The sequence below is a fragment of the Gemmobacter sp. genome, assembly GCF_016792925.1.
Classification (GTDB): domain Bacteria; phylum Pseudomonadota; class Alphaproteobacteria; order Rhodobacterales; family Rhodobacteraceae; genus Gemmobacter.
Genome location: NZ_JAEULU010000214.1, coordinates 1 through 21,140 on the forward strand (window position 1 = coordinate 1; position 21,140 = coordinate 21,140).

Sequence of the window (21,140 nt, forward strand, 5' to 3'; positions counted from 1 at the left end):
GAAGCACCCGCCCCCCGCAGGGCGGGCGCTGGCCGTTGGCTTCGGGCCAACGGCCCGATGTGGACAGGGTGCCGCATGACCCGGCAATGGCCTCGGCCATCAGCGAGATGGTTCACTCTGCCGCGGGCACCAGCGAGGTCACCCCCACGGCGGCAGCGCGCGCGAGCTGCGGGTCCAGCGTCATCGGGATATATTCGCCGCGACGCCAGCGCTCGCCCAGATTGTCGTAATGGCGGCTCAGCGGATGGCCCGACTGCCCGGTGGAGATGATGAAGACCGAACTGTCCGGGTCGGCGAAATCATAGACCCCGCGATAGCCCGCGCCATGCACGTTCAGGAAGGGGTTGTCGCCCGTGCCCTTGGTGCGGCCCCGCATCAGCGTGTGATCATCGCCGCTGGTGCTTTGGCGGATGTTCACGAAATAACGCAGGCCCGACACATCGCCCAGCACCGGATGATCCTGCGCCGCCTGATGCAGATCGCCCCAACGCCAGCTTTCCACATTGCGGCCATAGCGCTCGGACAGGGTCAGCAGCGCCTCATCCAGCGCGAGGCGGGCAATATCGGTGCAGGTCTCCACCGCCGCCGATTGCACCACATCGCACCAGACCTGCGCGCCCTCGACATTGCGATAGACCCGTTCGAGGAAATCCGGCTCGATATGGAGAAACTCATCCGCCATCGGGCCGATGTCATCGCGGATCAGCCGGTCCTGCAAGGCGCGCATCCAGGCCTGATAGATCAGCGGTTCGGGCAGATGCTCGTTCATCTCGCCGTTCCATTTCGCCAGCAGGTCCAGCGCGGTCTGGCGCATGCGCTCGGGCGTGCCCTCGGGCGCGGGCGCGCCGGTGAACCACAGATCAGCCCCGATCAGCGGCAAAAGCGTGCGCGCGGCGGGGCTGACGGTATCGAGCTGCGCCTCGATGAAACTTTCGCGGGTATGCACCTCGCGGGTTTTCATCAGGGTCAGGAAGCGCTGGATGCGCTGCGTATCGCCCCAGTCAAAGCCCAGATGCAGCGGGAAGGGGCGGTCGATGGTCTTGTTGTTGGTATTGCCCAGAATGCCGGAAACCGGATCGTTGAAGCGCGGGTTCTCGGCATAGGGCAGCATGCCCTGCCAGCGGTTCTGCGGCTTCCAGCCCATCGCGGGCATGCGGCCCTGGGTTTCATGCGCCGGGTCACGCTGCGGCACGGCGCCGATGATCTGCATGGCGATGCCATCGCGATCGGCCAGCATCAGGTTCTGCGCAGGCGCGATGAACAGGCTGCCGGCCTCCTCGGCCTCGGCGCGGGTTTTCGCATGCATCAGCCGGATCGCGGCGCTCATCGAGGTGTCGGCGCCGCTCAGGCCCGTCCAGCCCAGCGAGGCGACATGGCCGCCGGGCGTGACGCTGCCGATGTCATAATGGCTGCCCGGCAGCACCGGGCCATTGTCGGTCCAGCGCAGGGTGAGGGTGACGGGTTTGGCATCCTTCACTTGCAGGATGGTGCGGCGGGTCTCGAAGCGCTTCCAGCCCTCGGGGGTGCGGTATTCCTCGGGGTTGGCGGGGTTCACCTCCTCGATGAACAGATCCTGATCATCGACATAGGCGGTGGTCAGGCCCCAGCCCAAGGCCTCGGACCGGCCCACCAACACCAAGGGCATGCCCGGAATCGTGCCGCCGATCACGCCGCCCGATTGCAGTTGCAGCCGCGCCAGATACCACAGCGAGGGCGCGGTGAAGCCCAGATGCGGGTCATTGGCCAAGAGACTGCCGCCCGCCGCCGAACGCGCGGGCGCGGCGGCAAAGCTGTTCGAGGCCCCGGCAAACTCTTGCCGCAGGAAGGGCGAGAGCGGGTCTTGCGCGATGCGCAGCGGCGCTGCCGAGGGCGCGACGCCGGGCACGAGGCTGGCGTAATCGGGCAGGGCGGCGATGCCCGGCCCCGGCACATCGGGCAGAATATCCTTGAGCCGCGGGCCGGGCAGCAACAGTGACATGCGGGCGCGCAAGACCTCCGGCTCCAGCTGGCCCGAAAGCTGCAAGGCCATCAGCTTGAGGATTGCCAAGCTGTCGGCGGGCTGCCAAGCGGCGATCTCATTGCTGAAAAAGAAGAATTCCGGCGCGCCGCGCCCCCGCGCGCCCTCGTTCACTTGGCCGATCCAGGCATTCACCCCCGCCGAATAGGCCTCCAGCGCCTCCAGCGTGGCAGCATCCTGCACGGTGAGCGACCGGCGCGCGAGCCCCTCCAGATCGAAGCGGCGCATCAGCTCGTCAATCTTGGCGGTGCGGGCGCCGAACATCTCGGACAGGCGGCCCTCCGCGGTGCGGCGCAGCATGGTCATCTGCCACAGCCGGTCCTGCGCATGGGCAAAGCCAAGGGCGAAATACACATCCTTGTCCTGGGTGGCGAAGATATGCGGCACATTGTCATTGTTGCGCACGATTTCCACCGGCCCGGCAATGCCTTGCAGCGCGAAATCCTCGTCATAATCGGGCAGCGAGCGCGACAGGAACCAGTAGCCGATCAGCGCCGCCAGCACCGAAATCCCCATGAGGACGGTGACAATGCGGATGAGCCAGCGGAAAAGCAGAAGCACGGGGACCGTCCTTGACCTTGGATGCGAGTTGGTTTCCTAGTCCAATTGCGCGTGCGGGGCAATGAGCGGAGGCATCACCATGGCGACAGTGGCATTCCTGGGTTTGGGCGTGATGGGCTTTCCCATGGCGCGGCATCTGGCGGCCAAGGGCCATCAGGTGACGGTCTATAACCGCAGCCCGGCCAAGGCCGGGGCCTGGGTGGCGGCGCATGGCGGGCGGGCAGCAGCCACCCCGCGCGCGGCGGCGGAAGGGGCCGAGTTCATCATGGCCTGCGTGGGCAATGATGACGATCTGCGCGCGGTCTGTCTGGGGCCAGATGGCGCCTTTGCGGGCATGGCGCCGGGGGCGGTGTTCGTCGATCACACCACGGTTTCGGCGCAGGTGACGCGCGAGCTGGCGGCGGTGGCGGCGGCGCAGGGCAAACATTTCGTCGATGCGCCGGTGTCGGGCGGGCAGGCCGGGGCCGAGAATGGCGTGCTGTCGGTGATGTGCGGCGGCGAGGCAGCGGCTTACGCGCGCGCCGAGCCGGTGATCGCCGCCTATGCCCGCATCTGCCGCCGTCTGGGCGACAGCGGCGCGGGGCAGCTGGCCAAGATGATGAACCAGATCTGCATTGCCGGGCTGGTGCAGGGTCTGGCCGAGGCGCTGGCCTTCGGGCAGAAGGCGGGGCTTGATGGCGCGGCGGTGGTCGAGGTGATCAGCCAGGGCGCGGCGGGCAGCTGGCAAATGGCCAACCGTCACAAGACCATGCTGGCGGGCGAGTTCGATTTCGGCTTTGCGGTGGACTGGATGCGCAAGGATCTGAAGATCTGTCTGGAAACCGCCGACGAGATCGGTGCGAGCCTGCCGGTCACCGCGCTGGTGGATCAGTTCTACAAGGATGTGCAGGCGATGGGCGGGCAGCGGAACGACACGTCGAGCCTGATCCGTCGGCTGGTGCGGTAAGGGCAGCAGCGGGGGGCTGTCTGCCCCCCGCACCCCCCGAGGATATTTAAGCCAAGATGAAGGGGGTTACGGGATGATGCGGGTGTATTTGGTGCCCGACAGCGTGGCCCCGGCGATGAGGCCGGCCTGACCGAAGACAAGCGCAATGACCGGCTCGATCTCGGTGGTGTCCTTGCCGATGCTGGCGCCCTGTTCGGGGGTGGCGTATTTCAGGTCGGCTCCGGCGGCCCAGCCTTGCGAGCGGCGGAAATCCGACAGCGCGGCCTCGGTCATGAAAAACAGCGCATGGGCATATTGCTGGGCACCGATCTGCAAGCCGACCGAGGCCTTGGCGGCGGAATAGTAATCCACCGTCACGTCATTGATCCGCAGGGCGCCACGCCCGAAGGCGCCGCCAATGCCGAAACCGGCCTCGGTCACCAGCGGCATATACAGCACGCCAAGCGCCTTGCCCGCCAGATCGCGGGTGCCGGGATATTGCTGGAACAATTGGTTGCGGGTCTGGTCGACGCGGGCGTCGATGGTCGCTGCCCCATTGCCGCCGATGCCATTGCCACAGGCCGCCAGTGCCGCCGCAGCCCCGGCCGTGCCGATCAGGTTCCGTCTGGAAATCATCGTTCTGCTCCGCCTCATGCGCCATGGGGTCTTGAGCCCCTTGGCAATGATACTGGCATGATTTCAGCGGCTTGTCATCAGCCGGGCGCGGGCTCTCGGCGGTCAGCCGCGCAAGAGGCGGGCCACTTCGGGGGCGAAATAGCTGAGAACCCCGTCACAGCCTGCGCGCTTGAAGCCCAGAAGGCTTTCCAGCATGGACTTTTCGCCGTCGATCCAGCCGTTTTGCGCCGCCGCCCGGATCATCGCATATTCGCCCGAAACCTGATAGGCATAGGTCGGCACGCCAAAGGCGTCTTTCGCGCGGCGGCAAATATCGAGATAGGGCATGCCGGGTTTCACCATGACCATATCGGCGCCCTCGCGCAGGTCGCGCTCGATCAGGCGCAGGGCCTCGTCGCTGTTGCCGGGGTTCATCTGATAGGTTTTCTTGTCGCCCTTCAGCGCGCCGGAGGCCCCGACCGCATCGCGGAACGGGCCGTAAAAGGCGCTGGCATATTTGGCGGAATAGCTGAGGATCGCCACATCCTTGTGGCCTGCGGCCTCCAAAGCGGTGCGAATGGCGCCGATCCGGCCATCCATCATATCCGAGGGCCCCAGAATATCAGCGCCGCACTCGGCCTGCACCAGCGCCATCTTCACCAGCGCCTCGACCGTCTCGTCATTCAGGATGATGCCATCGCGCACCAGCCCGTCATGGCCATTGGCGTTATAGGGATCAAGCGCGATGTCGGTCATGATCGCCAGCTGCGGCACGGCCGCCTTGATGGCGCGGATGCAGCGATTGGTGAGGTTTTCGGGGTTCCAGGCCTCGGCACAGGCTTCGGTCTTGACCGAAGGATCGGTATAGGGAAAGAGGCAGATCGCCGGAATGCCAAGGGCTGCCGCCTGCTCGGCCGCGCGCACCGCCAGGTCGATCGACAGGCGGCTGACGCCGGGCATCGACGGAATCGGCTCCTCGATGCCTGCGCCATCGCGGATGAAGATCGGCCAGATCAGGTCATTCACCGTCAGCACATGTTCCTGCGCAAGGCGGCGCAGCGCATCCTGGCTGCGCAAACGGCGGAAACGGGCGGCGGGATAGGGGGCCTGGATCGGGCGCATGGGCTTCCTTTCGGGGCGCGGAGGCGTGTGGCCGGAAGAAGGCCAAGCCGGAGTCGCAAATTTCTGCCTGCCTGCCATGGATAAACCCGCATCGCAAGGATAGGAATGTCGCAGAGGCCCCTGTCCGGGGTGTTTGCCGGAGCCTGCGCGTGACCGTCTTTGATATCCTGTTCGAGCTGATCGACATGCGGTCCTTCTCGAACCTGTGGTTCTGGATCATGCTGGGCGTGCAATGGTGGATGAACAGCCATCGCATTCTGGGCGTGCCCTTCGACATGATCCTGCGCGCCAAGCGGCAGGGCGGCCCGGCGCAGCAGGCGCTGGAAGATCTGGCGCGGGTGCATGTGAACCGGCTGCTCTATATCGTGCATGTCTCGGGCGCCTGGATTGCGGGAATCGGGGCCTTTCTGCTGACCGGGCTTGCGGTGGCGGGGTTCTGGTATGGGGCCGAATTCTCGCAGGCGGTGTTTTGCCTGATGTTCCCGCAGATGGTGTCGGTGGTGCTGTCGGTGCAAGCGGCGCATCGGATTGCCGATGGCGAGCATAGCGGCGAGGCGCTGCAAGCGCGGCTGATCAAGCTGCGGCTGGCGGTGCAGGGGCTGGGGATGGTGGCGATCCTGCTCACTGCGGTCTGGGGCATGTATCAGAACCTCAATATCAGCGTGCTGCGCTGAGAGGGCGGAAAAATGGCTGAGCAACTGAAATTCCTGCTGGGCGGCGCGCCCGAGGGCTTTGACGCGCGGCTGGTGGGGCGCGAGCTGGCCAAGGGGCAGCCTGTCATCCATGTCGCCCGCGACGACAAGCGGCTGGAGGCGATGCGGGCGGCGCTGGCCTTCTTTGAGCCGGGCGCGCTGGTGCTGGATTTTCCGGCCTGGGATTGCCTGCCCTATGACCGGGTTTCGCCCAATCCGGCGATCTCGGCCCGGCGGATGGCCACGCTGGCGGCGCTGGCCCATGGGGTGCCGGGGCCGTTCGTGCTGCTGACCACGTTGAACGCCGTGACGCAGCGCCTGCCCGCGCGGGATGTGGTGCAGGGCGCGAGTTTCAGCGCGCGGGTGGGCGAGCGGATCGACGAATTCGCGCTGAAAACCTTTCTGGTGCGCATGGGCTTCACCCAATCGGCCACGGTCACCGATCCGGGGGATTTCGCGGTGCGCGGCGGCATCGTGGACATCTGGCCGCCGGGGGAAACCGGGCCGGTGCGGCTGGATCTGTTCGGCGACACGCTGGACGGCCTGCGCCGCTTTGATCCCGAAACGCAGCGCACCACCGAAAAGCTGGGCACCATCGACCTGGCACCGATGTCGGAGATTTTGCTGGATGATGCGGCGATCACCCGGTTTCGCCAGACCTATCGCATTGAATTCGGGGCCACAAATGACGACCCGCTCTATGAGGCGGTGAGTGCCGGGCGCAAGCATCAGGGGATGGAGCATTGGCTGCCCTGGTTCCATGCGCGGATGGAGACGCTGTTCGATTACCTGCCCGAGGCAGCGGTGATGCTGGACGATCAGCTGACCCCCGCGCGGCTGTCGCGGTGGGAGGGGATTGCCGATCAGTATTCGGCGCGGCGCGAACAGATGGCGGTCAAGGGCCGGATGGATACGGTCTATAAACCGTCTCCGCCCGAGGCGCTGTATCTGGATGATCCGGCCTTTGAGGCGGCGCTGGCCGGGCGCCGGGTGATCCAGCTCTCGCCCTTGCCGCAGGCGCCGGGGCCGGGCTGTCTGGATGCCGGCGGGCGCGCCGGGCGCAGTTTCGCACCCGAGCGCTTGCAGGAAAATGTAAATCTTTTCGGTGCCTTGTCGGCGCATATTAAAGTGTTGCGCGAAGAGGCGCAGGTGGTGATCGCCAGCTGGTCTGACGGCGCGCGGGACCGGCTGAAGGGCCTTTTGGAAGACCATGATCTGCCGGGCGCCAAGCTGATCGAGGATGCGCGCGACCTGCCGCACGGCAAGGGCGGGCTCTATCTGGCGGTCTGGGCGCTGGAGGAGGGCTTTACCGCGCCGGGGCTTGCGGTGATCTCGGAACAGGATGTGCTGGGCGACCGCATGCTGGGCAAGCCGCGGCGCAAGAAGAAGGCCGCGAATTTCATTCAGGATCTGGGCACGCTGGCGCCCGGCGATCTGGTGGTGCATGTCGAACATGGGGTCGGGCGCTTCATGGGGCTGGAAACCATCCGGGTGCCAGAGCCGCCGCGCAACCGCCCCGGCCCGCCGCATGAATATGTGCATCTGGTCTATGCCGAAGATGCGAAACTTTACCTTCCTGTTGAAAACATTGAACTTCTTAGCCGTTATGGCCATGAGGAGGGCCTGCTCGACAGGCTGGGCGGCGGCGCCTGGCAGGCCAAGAAGGCCAAGCTGAAGGAACGTATCCGCGAGATTGCCGACCGGCTGATGCGCATTGCCGCCGAACGCCATCTGCGCCATGCGCCCATTCTGGAAACGCCGCATTCGGCCTGGGAGGCCTTTGCCGCGCGCTTTCCCTATCAGGAAACCGATGATCAGCTGAACGCGATTTCCGATGTGATCAGCGATCTGGAGGCCGGGCGGCCGATGGATCGGCTGATCGTGGGCGATGTGGGTTTTGGCAAGACCGAGGTGGCGATGCGCGCGGCCTTTTTGGCGGCCATGGCGGGCATGCAGGTGGCGGTGATCTGCCCGACCACGCTTCTGGCGCGGCAGCATTACCGCAGCTTTGCCGAGCGGTTTCGCGGATTTCCTATGGAAGTCAGGCCCTTGTCGCGCTTTGTTGGCACAAAGGAGGCCAATGACACCCGCAAGGGCTTGGAAGAAGGCCGGGTCGATATTTGCATCGGCACCCATGCGCTGCTGGCCAAAGGCGTGAAATTCCAGAACCTTGGCCTTCTGATCATCGACGAGGAACAGCATTTCGGTGTCGGCCACAAGGAACGCCTGAAGGAAATGCGCGCCGAGGTGCATGTGCTGACACTGACGGCCACGCCGATCCCGCGCACGCTGCAACTCAGCCTCACCGGGGTGCGCGATCTGTCGATCATCGCCACACCGCCGGTCGACCGTCTGGCGATCCGCACCTATGTGAGCGAGTTTGACACGGTGACCATCCGCGAGGCCCTGCTGCGCGAACGCTATCGTGGCGGGCAAAGTTTCTTCGTGGTGCCGCGCCTGTCGGACCTGCCGGAGATCGAGGCCTTTCTGCGCGACCAGGTGCCGGAGATCAGCTTCGTCGTGGCGCATGGGCAGCTGGCGGCGGGCGATCTCGACCAGCGGATGAACGAATTCTATGACGGCAAATATGACGTGCTGCTGGCCACGACCATCGTGGAAAGCGGGCTCGACATTCCCACCGCCAATACGATGATCGTGCATCGGGCCGATATGTTTGGCCTCAGCCAGCTGTATCAGATCCGCGGTCGGGTCGGGCGCTCCAAGACCCGGGCCTATTGCTATCTGACCACCAAACCGCGCAGCCCGCTGACGCCCCAGGCGCAAAAGCGGCTGAAACTGCTGGCGAGCCTCGACAGCCTCGGGGCCGGGTTCAATCTGGCCAGCCATGACCTTGACCTGCGCGGGGCGGGGAACCTGCTGGGCGAAGAGCAATCGGGCCATATCAAGGAAGTGGGTTACGAGCTGTATCAGCAGATGCTGGAAGAGACGATCGCCAAGATCAAATCCGGCGAGATCAATGGCCTGGCCCCGGTCGACGACCATTGGGCACCGCAGATCAATCTGGGCGTGCCGGTGCTGATCCCCGAGGAGTTCGTGCCCGATCTGGATATCCGTCTTGGCCTCTATCGCCGCCTGTCGCATCTGACCACCAAGGTGGAGCTGGAAGGCTTTGCCGCCGAGCTGATCGACCGTTTCGGCCCGCTGCCCAAAGAGGTGAACACGCTGCTGCTGGTGGTGCGGATCAAGGCCATGTGCAAACGTGCCGGCATTTCGCGGCTGGATGCAGGCCCGCGCGGTGTGACGGTGCAATTCCACAATGACAAATTCGCCAATCCTTCGGGGCTGGTGGAATATCTGCAAGCGCAAAAGGGCGCGGCCAAGGTGCAGGGCAACAAGGTGGTGCTGGCGGTGGATTGGCCGAATGAAAGCGACCGCATCAAAGGTGCGTTCGGCGTGGCGCGCGATCTGGCCGAAAAGGTGGTGCGGCCCAAATGAAAACGGCCCGGCAAGGTGCCGGGCCGTCAGGCAAACTCGATGACTTAAAAGAAGATGACACAGCCACTATGGGCGACCAGATCAGAGAAATCGACACCCCTTAAGGTGAGCTGAGCGCCGCTCGAATAGGTGATGACAAGGTCATTCGTGCTGTCATCTGCGAGCTGGCGCAACTCTGCGAGAGTATCCGGCCCCAAAGCCTTATCAATGTGCAATTTGTCAAACTCTGCATTGAAGTCCGTCACGACATCAAAGCCACCACTGTTCCCATAGATGAACACATCAGCGCCGCTGCCTCCGGACAGCTCGTCATTCCCATTGCCGCCATTCAGGGTGTCATTGTCCTGCGCACCCGACAATGTATCATGGCCATCGCCACCGGACAGGCTGTCGTTGTGGTAGCCGCCCACGATTGAATCGCTTCCGCCATCGCCAAACAACAGATCATTGCCCCTTGTGCCATTGATGGAATCAGACCCGATGCCGCCGTAAACAGAGTCATCACCGTTCAACGCGTAAAGACTGTCCGCGCCATCGCCGCCATAGACGAGGTTATCCCCATCTCCAGCAGCTATGCTGTCATTTCCACCCTGTCCATGAAGCGAGTCATTGCCGCCGCTCGCCGTGATTGAATCATTGCCCGCACCACCACTCACATAATTTTCACCCGTACTGGCCGCGAGCGTGTCATTGCCGGCGCCGCCATAGATCAGGTCATTGCCATTTGGGGCGCCCGTGATCGCATCATCACCGAGGCCGCCATCCAGACGATCACTGCCCGAAGATGCGCTCAGAATGTCATTCCCGTCACCACCATACAGCCAGTCATCGCCCGAGCCGCCAACCAGCGAGTCATTGCCGCCACCGCCATACAGAGTGTCATTTCCGGCATCGCCATTGATGGTGTCTGCACTTGCCGTGCCCGTGAGGGAATCATTCCCGGTGGTGCCGGGCAGCACCGCAAACACCGAGGAGATCGGTTTAGGAGCGGGCCCCACACCGAAATGCTGACGGGCAAGCAAATCGAACGCACTGACTTTTAGCACAGAAATTCCTCCGCAACTCATTGTTGAGGGCGTATGCTATCCAAAGCCGAATATTGCTGCAAGTTGTGCAAATGGTGCATTCTTCACGCGGAGGGTGTTTTTATTGCGCGGCGCTCAGGTCTGCATGGCTCGGCCATAAAGGCCAAGCCATGCAGGGTGGGCGGCTGTCACTTCGGAAGGGCAGCGCCCTCGCGTTTCGGCAGGGTCAGCATCAGGCTGGCACCGCCGAGGCTCAGCAGGCAGACGCCAAGCGCAAGCGGCAAGGGCGTGCCGTCAAACGCGAGGCCCAGAGGCGCGGCGATCATCACCGCCAGCACGGTGGAGAGCGCGCCGCTGACCGAGGCGGCCATGCCCGCGATATGGCCCAGGGGCTCCAGTGCGATGGCGTTCAGATTGCCCAGCACCAGCCCGGCCATCATGAAGACCGAGGTGGTCCACAGGATATAGACCGGGAAGGCCGCCCCGCCTGCCAAAAGGCCGCCCGACAGCAGGCCGCTCGCCCAGGCGGCGGCAAAGCCACCGGCCAGCGCGACCTGCGCCCAAAGCGTGGTGGAGATCATCCGCCGCATCCCCAGCCGCACCACCAGCGCCGCGTTGATCATGCTGGCCGAGGAGGACAGCAGCGCGATCAGCGCAAACCACAGCGGGAAGCTCTCGCCCCGGCCAAAGGTCTGGTCGAACAGTTGCTGGGTAGAGGAGAGCGTGCCGAACAGGCAGCCAAAGCACAGCGTCTGCACTGCGATGGCCGTCAGCACCACGCGGTTGGCCAGCACCTCGCGCAGGGCCTGCCACAGCGGGCCGATGGCCAGCGGGCGGCGCGCCGACGGGGGCAGGGTTTCGGGCTGGCGGGCCAGCATCCAGCCCATCGCAATCGCGGCAAACAGGATGAAGGCCGCAAAGATCGCGCGCCAGCCCCAGGCGGCGATGATGCCGCTGGCCGCCAGCGGCGCCACGGCGGGCACCAGGGTGAAGATCATCATGGCGAAGCTGACCACCCGCGCCATCTCGCGTCCCTTGTAAAGGTCGCGCACCAGCGCCAGCGACACCACGCGCGGCCCGGCGGCGCCAAGCCCCTGCACGATGCGCGCCGCCAGCACGGTTTCCAGACTGGGCGCGATCATCGCCACGGCAGAGGCCGCACAATACAGCACCGCCCCGGCCATGATGACATTGCGCCGCCCGAAACTGTCCGAGAGCGGCCCGGCAAACAGCGTGCCAAGCCCCATGCCCAGCACAAAGCTGGTCACGATCAGCTGCGCCTTGTTCGGGTCTGCGGGGGTCAGTTGCTGCGCGATCTCGGGCAGGGCGGGCAGCATCGCGTCGATGGAAAAGGCGATGGTGGCAAAAAGCATCGCGATGAGGGCGATGAATTCGGGGAGTGGCAGGCGCGGGGGCGCGCCCGCCTCGACATGGGCATGGCTCATTGCAGCAACCCCGGCTCCTGGCTGCCGCCTGCTGCCAGCTCGGCGATGACCTGCGCCCACAGCTCGGGCGGTTGCGCGCCGGAAATGGCATGCTGATCGGCCACGATGAAGGTGGGCACGGCATTGATGCCGCGCTGGCGGGCATGGGCCTCGCGGGCGGCCAGCGCCTCGGTATCGGCGTCACTGTAGACCAGCCGCGAGATCACCTTGCGGTCCATCCCGACCTCGGCGGCCAGATCGCACAGCACCTCCGGGTCGCCGATGTCGCGCCCCTCGCGCCAATAGGCCCGGAACAGCGCCGAGACCATGGGCGTCTGGCGCCCCTCCAGCCCGGCCCAATGGATCAGGCGATGCGCGTCAAAGGTATTGGGCGAGACCTTGATCGCTTCGAAATTGAACTCCACCCCGGCGGCGCGGCCCAGCTCGGCCAGCCGCAGATGGGCGTCCACGGTGCGCTGCTGGGTGCCGAAGATCGACAGCAGATATTGCGCCCGGTCCACGCCCTGTTTGGGCAGATGCGGCGCCAGCTGGAACGGATGCCATTCGATCAGGAAGGGATGGTCCGGCGCGCGTTCCAGCGCGCGGTCCAGATGGGCCTTGCCCAAATAGCACCAGGGGCAGACGGGATCAGAGAAAATATCAAGGCGGATCATGCGGGTGTCCAGAGGGAGGGCAGGGCGCGCCGGTCCAGCTTGCCATTGCCGATGCGCGGCAGGCGGTCCACCTGCTGCCAGATACGCGGGCATTTGTATCGTGCGAGCCGGGTCTCTGCAAAGGCGGAAAGCCTCTCGGTTTGCACAGTCTCAGCGGGGGATTGTGCGGTGAAGAAACAACACATGACCGTGACGTCGGGTTTCACCGCCACCTCGGCCACCGCGCATTCGGCGACGCCGGGCAGGCCGGACAGCGCGGCCTCCACCTCCAGCGGCGAGACGCGGAAACCGCCGGGGTTCATCTGGTCATCGCGGCGGCCAAGGGTGCGGAAGGCCCCATCCGGGCCGGGCTCGGCCAGATCGCCGGTCAGGAACCAGTCGCCCTGAAAGCGCGCCGCCGTGGCCTCCGGGTTGCCCGCATAGCCCAGCATCAGGCCGGGATCGCTGCGATGCACGGCGATCACGCCGTCGCGCAGGGCAATCTGCCGCCCCGGCTGCGGAAAGCCCACACAGCCCTCGGGCGCCGGGCGCGCAGGGCTGCCCGAGACGAAGGTGGAGCATTCCGAGAGGCCGAAAGCCTCGTGCAGATCGGTGCCGGTCGCCTCGCGCCACTGGCGGCGCAGATCGGGCGACAGGCTTTCCCCGGCTGACAGCCCGTGGCGCAGACGCGGCAAGGCGGGCAGCGGGTTGCGCAGCAACTGGCGAAACACCCCCGGCGCGGCGGCCATGATCGTGGCGTCAAACCGCTTGAGCAGCAGCGGCAACTGCGCAGGCGTCACGCCCGCGCCGGGGATCAGCGCGGTGGCGCCCAGGGTCCAGGGGTCCATCAGGCCGGTGCCCAGCGTAAAGGTCCAGTTGAAGGCCCCGGCATGCAGCAGCCGGTCCGAGGGGCCAAGCCCCTCCCAGCCCTGATGCATGAAGGCACGGGCCAGAATGGCGCGATGGGCATGTTCCACCGCCAGGGGGCGCCCGGTGGTGCCCGAGGTGAAGACGATATAGCCGGGGCGCTCGGCCGCGCCCATGTGCCAGTCGCAGGGCGGGCGGTCCTCGGCCCCTGTCAGGGCATGGGCAGGCAGGACGGGCGGGCCATCCTCCGGCAGCGCCACGCCCTCATCCGCCACGGTCAGCCGACAGCCAAGGGGCCGGGCCATGGCCGTGATCTCGGGCGCGGTCAGCTGCGCCGAGGTGATCACCGGCACCAGCCCCGCCGCCATCGCGCCCAGACAGGCCAGCGGAAAGGCCGGGCCATTGCCCAGCCGCAACAGCACCCGGTCGCCCGGCGCCAGCCCCTGCGCCAGCAAGAGCGTGCCGGTGCCGCGCATGGCGGCAATCAGGCGGCCATAGCTCCAGCGCTCGGCCCCGGTGGGCCGCAGGATCTGAAGCGCCATGTGATCGGGACGCGCGGCGCCCGCCGCCATCACATGCGCCGCCAGATTGAAGGGCGCGGCGCGCAAAGCGGCAATCTCTGTGGTCGGGGGCATATGGGCCTCAGGTCAGAAAGAACGGGTCGTGCCGGCGCCAGTAATCCAGCAGGTCGGCGGCGCGGCCATGGGGCAGGCCATGGCGCTGCATCTCGTGCAGGTCGACCGCCAGCAGCGCCGCCACCCGCCAGGCATCGCGCGCGGCGCTCTGGTCGGTGGCACTGGCAAACGAGGTCTCCAGCCCGCTGGCCGCCAGCGAAAGGGCCAGCGTGAGGTCCAGCACCGGATGATCGGGCCATTGCACCGCCATGGCACGCGGCAGCGCATGGGCCCGCCCCGGCGCCGCCAGCAGCCGTTGCAGGGCAAACTCGGTCATCTGTTCCACAGGCAACGACAAGGGCGACACGGCAAGGTGACCTGAACTGGAGACACTTGAGGGAAAGCACAAAGGCCGCACGCAGGGCCGCGCGCATGGGTCGCTTTTGGCAAAATATTGTCTCCGGGTCACCCCCAAACTTGCAAACAGCCTTGGCAGGCCCTGCTTGCGCAAACAGTGGCGAAGCGTCGCAGGCGCGGCGGGGCCGGGGGCGGTTGGGGCGGATTGTCGCAGGCGCGGCCAGCCTTTAGGGTGGGTCCGAGGATGGAGGAGCCGCCGCGTGACCCGTATTGCCATCGTGACCGACATACATGCCAACCGCGAGGCGCTGACTGCCGTTCTGGCCGATGTCGAGCGCCGCCGGGCCGAGCGGCTGGTGATCCTCGGCGATGTGGTGGGCTATGGGCCGGACCCGGAATGGTGCTGTGACACGGTGCGCGGGCTGGTGGAGAAGGGCGCGCTGATCGTGCAGGGCAATCACGATGCGGCGCTGTCGCGGCCCGACACCTCGATGAACATTACCGCGCGCCGCGCGATCGACTGGACAAGGCCGCGCATGACGGCCGACCAGATGGCCTTTCTGGCGGGGCTGCCGCTGAAAGTGGGGCTGGACGATCTGCTGTTCGTCCATGCCAGCGCCCATGATGCGGCGGACTGGATCTATGTCACCTCGGCGCAGAGGGCCATGCCCTCGTTCCGCGTGTCAGAGGCGCGGGTGATCTTTTGCGGCCATGTTCACAAGCCGCAGCTTTACAGCCAGGATCTGAATGGCCGGGTGCAGGAGCAGCGGATTCAGCCGGGGCAGGCCTTTCCGTTGCTGCGCTCGCGGCGCTGGCTGGCGGTGGTGGGCTCTTGCGGGCAGCCGCGCGACGGGCGGCCCTTGGCGGCCTGGGCGCTGTATGACACCGTGACGAACGAGCTGGCCTTCCACCGCGTGCCCTATGACACCGCCGCCACCGTGGCGCGGCTGCGCGAGGGGGGCTTGCCGGAAAGCCTCGCCATGCGCCTGCTGTCGGGAGCCTGAGCCATGAAGCTGCGCCCGCATTCCGGCCTGGAGATCGACGGTTTCACCTTGGGGGAAAAGCTGCATGAGGGCGGCTTTGCGACCATCTGGGAGGTGACGCATCCGCTCTATCGCACGCCTTTGGTGATGAAGGTGCCCAAGATCATGGATGGCTATGACGGGCCGACCATCGTGGGTTTCGAGGTGGAGCAGATGATCCAGCCGCGCCTCACCGGGCCGCATGTGCCGAAAACCTATGGCATCGGCGATTTTGCGGTGCTGCCCTATATCGTCACGGAACGGGTGCCGGGCGACAATCTGCTGATCCGCTTCCGGCAGGCGCCCTTTGCGGTGTCGGATGTGATCGAGATGGCGGCGCGCATGGCCGATGCGCTGCATGACCTGCACCGCCAGCATGTGATCCATCTGGACCTGAAGCCCGAGAACATCCTGCAACGCCCCGGCGGCGAGATGGTGCTGGTGGATTACGGCCTCTCGCGCCATGACGAGCTGCCTGATCTGCTGGCGGAAGAATTCACCATTCCGATGGGCACCTTTCCCTATATCGCCCCCGAGCAGTTTCTGGGCGCACGCAATGATCCGCGATCCGACATCTTCGCGCTTGGGGCGATGATCTATCAGGCGGCGACCGGCAAGCTGCCCTTTGGCAAGCCCGAAACCCTGCGCGGGGTGCGGCCCCGGCTGTGGAAAGACCCGGTGCCGCCGCGCGCCCATGTGCCGGAAATGCCGGAATGGCTGCAAGAGATCATCCTGCGCGCGCTGGAGGTGGACCCGGCCAGACGCTATCAGACCGCCGCGCAGATGGCGTTCGACCTGACCCACCCGGCACAGGTCAAGATCACCGCGCGGGGCCTCAAGACCAAAGCCGACAGTCGCGGCACGGTGTGGCGGCGCTGGTGGCAGATGCGCAAGGTGAAAGGCTTTGCCGCGCCCGCTTCGGTGCTGTCACAGATCGCCAAGGCGCCGATCCTGCTGGTGGCGGTGGATCTGTCGCCCGAGATGGAGAGCCTGGGCGCCAAGCTGCGCGAGGCCCTGCGCCGCATGCTGGTGACCGAGCCGGATACGCGGGTGGCCTGTGTGAATGTGATCAAGACCAGCCGGATTGCCATTGACGCCACGGTGGATGAGGAGGGGCGCAACCTGCATGTCTCGCGCCTGCTGGGCCTGCGCGACTGGGCCGAAGGCATTGATCTGGGCGAGGAGCGGCTGACCTTCAGCGTGCTGGAAAACACCGATCCGGCGGCAGCGATCATCGACTATGCCCGCCATAACAATGTGGATCACATCCTGATGGGCGCGCGTGGCCATTCCTCAACCCGGCGCTATCTGGGGTCGGTCTCGGCGCAGGTGGTGGCCGAGGCGCATTGCAGCGTGACGGTGATCCGTCGCCGCGAGGTGCCGGAGGCGGAGGCTTAACCCAGCCAGCCCGCCACCCGATTGGCCCCACCCGAAATATCCTGCCCGATGCCGTCCACGGTGTTGCAGCCCGCAAGGGCGGCCAGCGACAGGATCAACAGAAATTTGCGCATCGTCATGCTCTGCCTCATCGTTGGTTTTTCTCGCCGGGGCGTCATTCACCGCGCCCCGGTGGCCTTTGCAGAACTGGTTACTTGACGGCCCACCAGGTTTCGGGCTGCCAGCCCGGCACCTCGCCATAGAGCGGCGTCTTCTCAGGATAGGCGAAGTCGCGGCGATAGGCCAGACGGCTGACTTTTGAATACCAGACCGGCACGACATAGCGCCCCGAGGTCAGCACCCGGTCCAGCGCCTCGGCTGCGGCACGCATCTCGGCCGGATCGGTGGTGGCCAGCAGCGCCGCGATCATCGCCTCGGCCGCCGGGCTGTTGATGCCGGGCCAGTTGCGGGTGCCGGGTTCCGTCACGCCTTTGGCGCCCCAATACAGCGTCTGCTCATTGCCCGGCGAGAGCGACAGCGAGCGGATGTAATGGGTCATGTCGAACTGGTAATTCGTCGTGCGCTCCTTGTATTGCACATCGTCCAGCGTGGTGATCTGCGCGGTGATGCCCAGCCGTTTCAGCGCCTCGACATAGATATTTGCCGCCGAGATCATCTCGTTCTGGCCGATGGTCAGCAGGATCTCGAACCGGAAAGGCTTGCCCTCGGCATTGGTCAGCGTGCCTTCGGTGATGGTCCAGCCCGCCTCCTCCAGCAGCGCCATGGCGCGGCGCAGGTTCTTGCGATTGGCCTCGCCATCCGCCACCGGCAGCTTGTATCCCTCCAGCGCGCCGGGCGAGAGCTGATCCTTGAACGGCGCCAGCAACGCGGCCACGCGCCCCTCGGCGGGCAGGCCGGGGGTGAGGCCCAGCGGCGAATTGCCGAAGTAAGACGAAATGCGCGGATGCGCCCCGCCGTTCAGCGTCTGGTTCACCAGCTCGAAATTGAAGGCGAGGATCAGCGCCTCGCGCACCCGCCAATCGGCAAACAGCGGGTTGCGGGTGTTGAACGCAAAGCCCTCGATCCCCGAAGGCCGCCCATGGGCGATTTCCGCCTTCACGATTTCGCCCGCCCGCACTGCCGGAAAATCGAAATTCGTCTGCCACTTCGCCGGGTTGGTCTCGCGGTAGCTGGACAGAAGCCCGCCCTTGAAGGCCTCGAACAAGCCGATATCGGTGCCGAAATACTCGACCCGGATTTCATCGAAATTATGCAGGCCACGGTTGAAGGGCAGATCCTTGCCCCACCAGTCGGGGTTCTTGCGGAAGGAGACAAAGCGCCCCGGCTCTGCCTGATCCACCACATAGGGGCCGCTGCCGATCGGGGCCTCCAGCCCGGCCTTGTCAAACGCCTTGCCCTGCCATTGCGCCTTTTTCAGAATCGGGCGCAGGCCCAGAAGCAGCGGCAATTCGCGGTCGGCGGTGTTGAAGGTGAACCTGACCGAGCGCGGGCCGGTGATCTCGGCCTTGGCCACCTTTTTCCAGGCGGTCGCATAGCGCGGCTGCCCCAGTGTGCCGAGCGTTTCGACCGACCAGATCACATCTTCGGGGGTAACGGGGCTGCCATCGGCGAATCGGGCCTCGGGGCGCAGGGTGAATTCGGCATAGCTGCGGGCGTCATCGGTGGTGATCGATTCGGCCAGAAGCCCGTAAAGCGAGAAAGGCTCATCCAGCGACCGGCCCATCAGCGTCTCGACCGTGAAGGGCGTGATCTGGTCGGGGGCCTTTCCGGCGACGATATAGGGGTTCAGGCTGTCGAAACTGCCATTCGCGCCGATGACGAATCGCCCTCCCTTGGGCGCCTCTGGGTTGGCATAGGGCAGGGACACAAAATCAGGTGGTAGGGCGGGCGCACCATACATGGATATGGAGGGCTGGGGCGAGTCGGCCCAAGCGGGCAGGGCGAGGCCCAGCAGCGAGACCAGCGCGCCGGTTGCGCGCAATCTGACGAAAAAATCCGGTCGCATTCTGGCAACAATCCTTCGGGTGCCTGTATTTCTTGGCCGCGACCATAAAAGCGCAAGTGAGGTTTTTCAAACTTTTAACTTGGATCGGCGCGCTTGCGGGGGTATAAAGACCTTACTGCTCGATAGGTTTCTTGCCTGTATGAAACCTGCCTCAAAGACTGGACGCCGGCTTCGCGCCGGCGTTTTTTTTGGCGCTTGCGGCTTTTCCTGCCTTGAAACCGGCCATGCGCTGATCCCTGCCCATTCCCGGTGAAAGCTCTGGCCGTGCCACGGCCTTGCGTTATGCTGCGCTGCAAAATGCGAAGGAGCCTCACCATGCTGCAAGGCAAACGTGCCATCGTCACCGGGTCCAATTCCGGCATCGGCCTCGGGGTCGCCATCGAACTGGCCAAGGCCGGGGCGGAGGTGATCCTTAACAGCTTCACCGACCAGCCCGAGGATCACGCGCTGGCCGCCCGGATCGCCAGCGAGACCGGCGCCAAGGTCAGCTATATCGCCGCCGACATGTCGAAGGGCGAGGACTGCCGGGCCCTGGTCGAAAAGGCCGGGGGCTGCGATATTCTGGTGAACAATGCGGGCATTCAGTTTGTCGCGCCGGTCGATGAGTTTCCGGTCGAGAAATGGAATGCCATTCTGGCGATCAATCTCAGCTCGGCCTTCCATACCACTGCCGCCGCGCTGCCGGGGATGAAGGCCAAGGGCTGGGGCCGGGTGATCAACATCGCCTCGGCGCATGGGCTGACCGCCTCGCCGTTCAAATCGGCCTATGTTGCGGCCAAGCATGGCGTGGTGGGGCTGACCAAGACCGTGGCGCTGGAAGTGGCCGGGCAGGGCATCACCTGCAATGCCATCTGTCCCGGCTATGTGCTGACCCCGCTGGTCGAGGCTCAGATCCCCGACACGATGAAGCAATATAACATGGACCGCGAGACCGTGATCCGCGAGGTCATGTTGCAGCGTCAGCCCTCCAGGCAGTTCGCCACCACCGAACAGTTGGGCGGCACGGTTGTGTTTCTGTCCAGCCCGGCGGCGGATCAGATCACCGGCACCACGATCAGCGTGGATGGCGGCTGGACGGCGCTGTGATGCGGCTGAACCTCGCGCTGCAAGGCGGGGGCGCGCATGGCGCCTTCACCTGGGGCGTGCTGGACCGGCTGCTGGAGGCGCCGGAGCTGGAGATTGCCGCCATCACCGGCACCTCGGCCGGGGGGCTGAATGCGGCGGCCCTGAAGGCGGGGCTGCTGCAAGGCGGGGCCGAAGGCGCGCGCGCGGCGCTGGATGAGCTTTGGGCGGCGATTGCGGCGGCCGGGGATTTCCGGGTGACCGACTGGTTCCGCACGGCCTTTCCGGTGGCGGCGGCCTGGGGCGATGTGGCCGCGGCCCATCTGCCATTTTCCCCCGCAGGCCTCGCCGCGCAACTGACCACGCCCTACGCCTGGGGCGCGCTGTGGCAGAACCCGCTGCGCAAGGTGGTGGAGCGGTTTGATTTCTCGCAGGTCTGCAAAGGGCAGGGGCCGGACCTGTTCATCTCGGCCACCAATGTGCGGACCGGCAAGATCCGGGTCTTTACCGGGGCCGAGATCACGCCGGATGTGCTGCTGGCCTCGGCCTGTCTGCCCACTGTCTTTCAGGCGGTGGAGCTGAAAGACCCCGCCACCGGCCAGCGCGAGGCGTTCTGGGATGGCGGGTTCACCGGCAATCCGGCGCTGTTCCCGCTGTATCAGCCGCATCTGCCCGAAGACATCCTGCTGGTCTCCATCAACCCGCTGCGGCGCGATACCCTGCCACAAAGCCCGGTGGAAATTCAGGATCGCATCAACGAGATCAGCTTCAACGCGGCGCTTCTGGGCGAGCTGCGCGCCGTCGGCTTCGTCAAGCGCCTGATCGCCGAGGGGCGGATGCCCGCCGGGGCGATGAAGGATTTGCGGCTGCATCTGATCGCGGATGACCGGCTGATGAACGAGCTGACGGCAGGCAGCAAGCTGAACCCGACGCCCGCGCTGCTGGCGCGGCTGAAAGCGGCGGGGCGCAAGGCGGCGGCGGGCTGGCTGCGGCGCCATGCGGCACAGGTGGGGCGCGAAAGTTCGGTCGATTTGCGCGGGTTGTTTGGCTAGATCAGGCCGCCGCCTGATCCACCAGCGCCCGGACCTCCTTGGCCGAGGGGGCGACAAGACCCGCCGAAACGATCAGCTTCACCACCTCATCGGCCTTCATGTCCAGCAAGATCACGTCCTCCTCGGGCACATACATGAGGATGCCCGAGGTCAGCGGCGTCAGCGCCACGAAGACGGCGATCATCTTGCGATCGGTCGGCAGTTTCTCGGCGATCTCGCCCTTGGCCGTGGTGGCGACAAAGCCCACCGCCCAGCAACCGGGGCGGGGAAACT

General features: G+C 65.6%; 18 protein-coding genes. 7 read left to right on the forward strand and 11 right to left on the reverse strand.

What is annotated here, in order from left to right:
* Positions 1 to 112: 112 nt before the first annotated feature.
* On the reverse strand, positions 113 to 2,578 hold the full coding sequence (locus JNN06_RS10295; RefSeq protein ID WP_291239501.1) for a penicillin acylase family protein: 2,466 nt from the start codon (positions 2,576 to 2,578) through the stop codon (positions 113 to 115).
* Positions 2,579 to 2,657: 79 nt separating this feature from the next.
* Between JNN06_RS10295 and JNN06_RS10300 the strand changes: the two genes are divergently transcribed.
* Complete coding sequence (locus JNN06_RS10300) at positions 2,658 to 3,524, forward strand: NAD(P)-dependent oxidoreductase (RefSeq protein WP_291239502.1); 867 nt, start codon at positions 2,658 to 2,660, stop codon at positions 3,522 to 3,524.
* A gap of 66 nt (positions 3,525 to 3,590) precedes the next feature.
* Here the strand turns inward: JNN06_RS10300 and JNN06_RS10305 are convergent, their stop codons facing one another.
* Positions 3,591 to 4,139 (reverse strand): YSC84-related protein, encoded by a 549-nt coding sequence (locus tag JNN06_RS10305; RefSeq protein ID WP_291239503.1) that lies wholly within the window; start codon positions 4,137 to 4,139, stop codon positions 3,591 to 3,593.
* 102 nt (positions 4,140 to 4,241) lie between these two features.
* Positions 4,242 to 5,240, reverse strand: coding sequence for a porphobilinogen synthase (gene hemB, locus JNN06_RS10310; protein ID WP_291239504.1), 999 nt, complete (start codon positions 5,238 to 5,240; stop codon positions 4,242 to 4,244).
* 149 nt (positions 5,241 to 5,389) lie between these two features.
* Here hemB and JNN06_RS10315 point away from each other — a divergent pair, with 149 nt between their 5' ends.
* Positions 5,390 to 5,914, forward strand: a complete 525-nt coding sequence (locus tag JNN06_RS10315; RefSeq protein ID WP_291239505.1) for a component of SufBCD complex — start codon at positions 5,390 to 5,392, stop codon at positions 5,912 to 5,914.
* Between the two features lie 12 nt (positions 5,915 to 5,926).
* The gene (gene mfd / locus JNN06_RS10320) at positions 5,927 to 9,388 is read left to right on the forward strand and encodes a transcription-repair coupling factor (protein WP_291239506.1); all 3,462 of its coding nucleotides are present in this window, start codon (positions 5,927 to 5,929) and stop codon (positions 9,386 to 9,388) included.
* 44 nt (positions 9,389 to 9,432) lie between these two features.
* On the opposite strand, the gene JNN06_RS10325 is transcribed toward mfd, so the two are convergent.
* The 5 genes from JNN06_RS10325 to JNN06_RS10345 form a co-directional block, all read right to left on the reverse strand.
* Positions 9,433 to 10,434: a calcium-binding protein gene (locus JNN06_RS10325; protein WP_291239507.1), complete on the reverse strand. Its 1,002-nt coding sequence runs from the start codon at positions 10,432 to 10,434 to the stop codon at positions 9,433 to 9,435.
* Between the two features lie 167 nt (positions 10,435 to 10,601).
* Positions 10,602 to 11,858, reverse strand: coding sequence for a multidrug effflux MFS transporter (locus tag JNN06_RS10330; protein WP_291239508.1), 1,257 nt, complete (start codon positions 11,856 to 11,858; stop codon positions 10,602 to 10,604).
* Positions 11,855 to 12,511: a DsbA family oxidoreductase gene (locus JNN06_RS10335; RefSeq protein ID WP_291239509.1), complete on the reverse strand. Its 657-nt coding sequence runs from the start codon at positions 12,509 to 12,511 to the stop codon at positions 11,855 to 11,857. The genes JNN06_RS10330 and JNN06_RS10335 overlap by 4 nt, the downstream gene beginning before the upstream one ends.
* Complete coding sequence (locus JNN06_RS10340; RefSeq protein WP_291239510.1) at positions 12,508 to 13,992, reverse strand: class I adenylate-forming enzyme family protein; 1,485 nt, start codon at positions 13,990 to 13,992, stop codon at positions 12,508 to 12,510. Before JNN06_RS10340 ends, JNN06_RS10335 begins: the two co-directional genes overlap by 4 nt.
* A gap of 7 nt (positions 13,993 to 13,999) precedes the next feature.
* A complete protein-coding gene (locus JNN06_RS10345) occupies positions 14,000 to 14,308 on the reverse strand; it encodes a hypothetical protein (protein WP_291239511.1) in 309 nt (102 codons plus the stop codon).
* A 280-nt stretch (positions 14,309 to 14,588) separates the two neighbouring features.
* Here JNN06_RS10345 and JNN06_RS10350 point away from each other — a divergent pair, with 280 nt between their 5' ends.
* A complete protein-coding gene (locus JNN06_RS10350) occupies positions 14,589 to 15,332 on the forward strand; it encodes a metallophosphoesterase family protein (RefSeq protein WP_291239512.1) in 744 nt (247 codons plus the stop codon).
* Between the two features lie 3 nt (positions 15,333 to 15,335).
* Positions 15,336 to 16,748, forward strand: coding sequence for a bifunctional serine/threonine-protein kinase/universal stress protein (locus JNN06_RS10355; protein WP_291239513.1), 1,413 nt, complete (start codon positions 15,336 to 15,338; stop codon positions 16,746 to 16,748).
* On the opposite strand, the gene JNN06_RS10360 is transcribed toward JNN06_RS10355, so the two are convergent.
* Both JNN06_RS10360 and JNN06_RS10365 read right to left on the reverse strand, forming a co-directional pair.
* On the reverse strand, positions 16,745 to 16,861 hold the full coding sequence (locus JNN06_RS10360) for an entericidin EcnA/B family protein (protein ID WP_291239518.1): 117 nt from the start codon (positions 16,859 to 16,861) through the stop codon (positions 16,745 to 16,747). The genes JNN06_RS10355 and JNN06_RS10360 overlap by 4 nt on opposite strands.
* A 77-nt stretch (positions 16,862 to 16,938) precedes the next feature.
* Positions 16,939 to 18,753, reverse strand: coding sequence for an extracellular solute-binding protein (locus JNN06_RS10365; protein WP_291239514.1), 1,815 nt, complete (start codon positions 18,751 to 18,753; stop codon positions 16,939 to 16,941).
* 315 nt (positions 18,754 to 19,068) lie between these two features.
* Between JNN06_RS10365 and JNN06_RS10370 the strand changes: the two genes are divergently transcribed.
* Positions 19,069 to 19,839, forward strand: a complete 771-nt coding sequence (locus tag JNN06_RS10370) for a 3-hydroxybutyrate dehydrogenase (protein WP_291239515.1) — start codon at positions 19,069 to 19,071, stop codon at positions 19,837 to 19,839.
* Positions 19,839 to 20,867, forward strand: coding sequence for a patatin-like phospholipase family protein (locus tag JNN06_RS10375; RefSeq protein WP_291239516.1), 1,029 nt, complete (start codon positions 19,839 to 19,841; stop codon positions 20,865 to 20,867). The genes JNN06_RS10370 and JNN06_RS10375 overlap by 1 nt, the downstream gene beginning before the upstream one ends.
* Before the next feature lies 1 nt (position 20,868).
* Here JNN06_RS10375 and JNN06_RS10380 read toward each other — a convergent pair.
* A partial coding sequence (locus JNN06_RS10380; RefSeq protein ID WP_291239517.1) for a DUF502 domain-containing protein occupies positions 20,869 to 21,140 on the reverse strand: 272 nt, incomplete at its 5' end.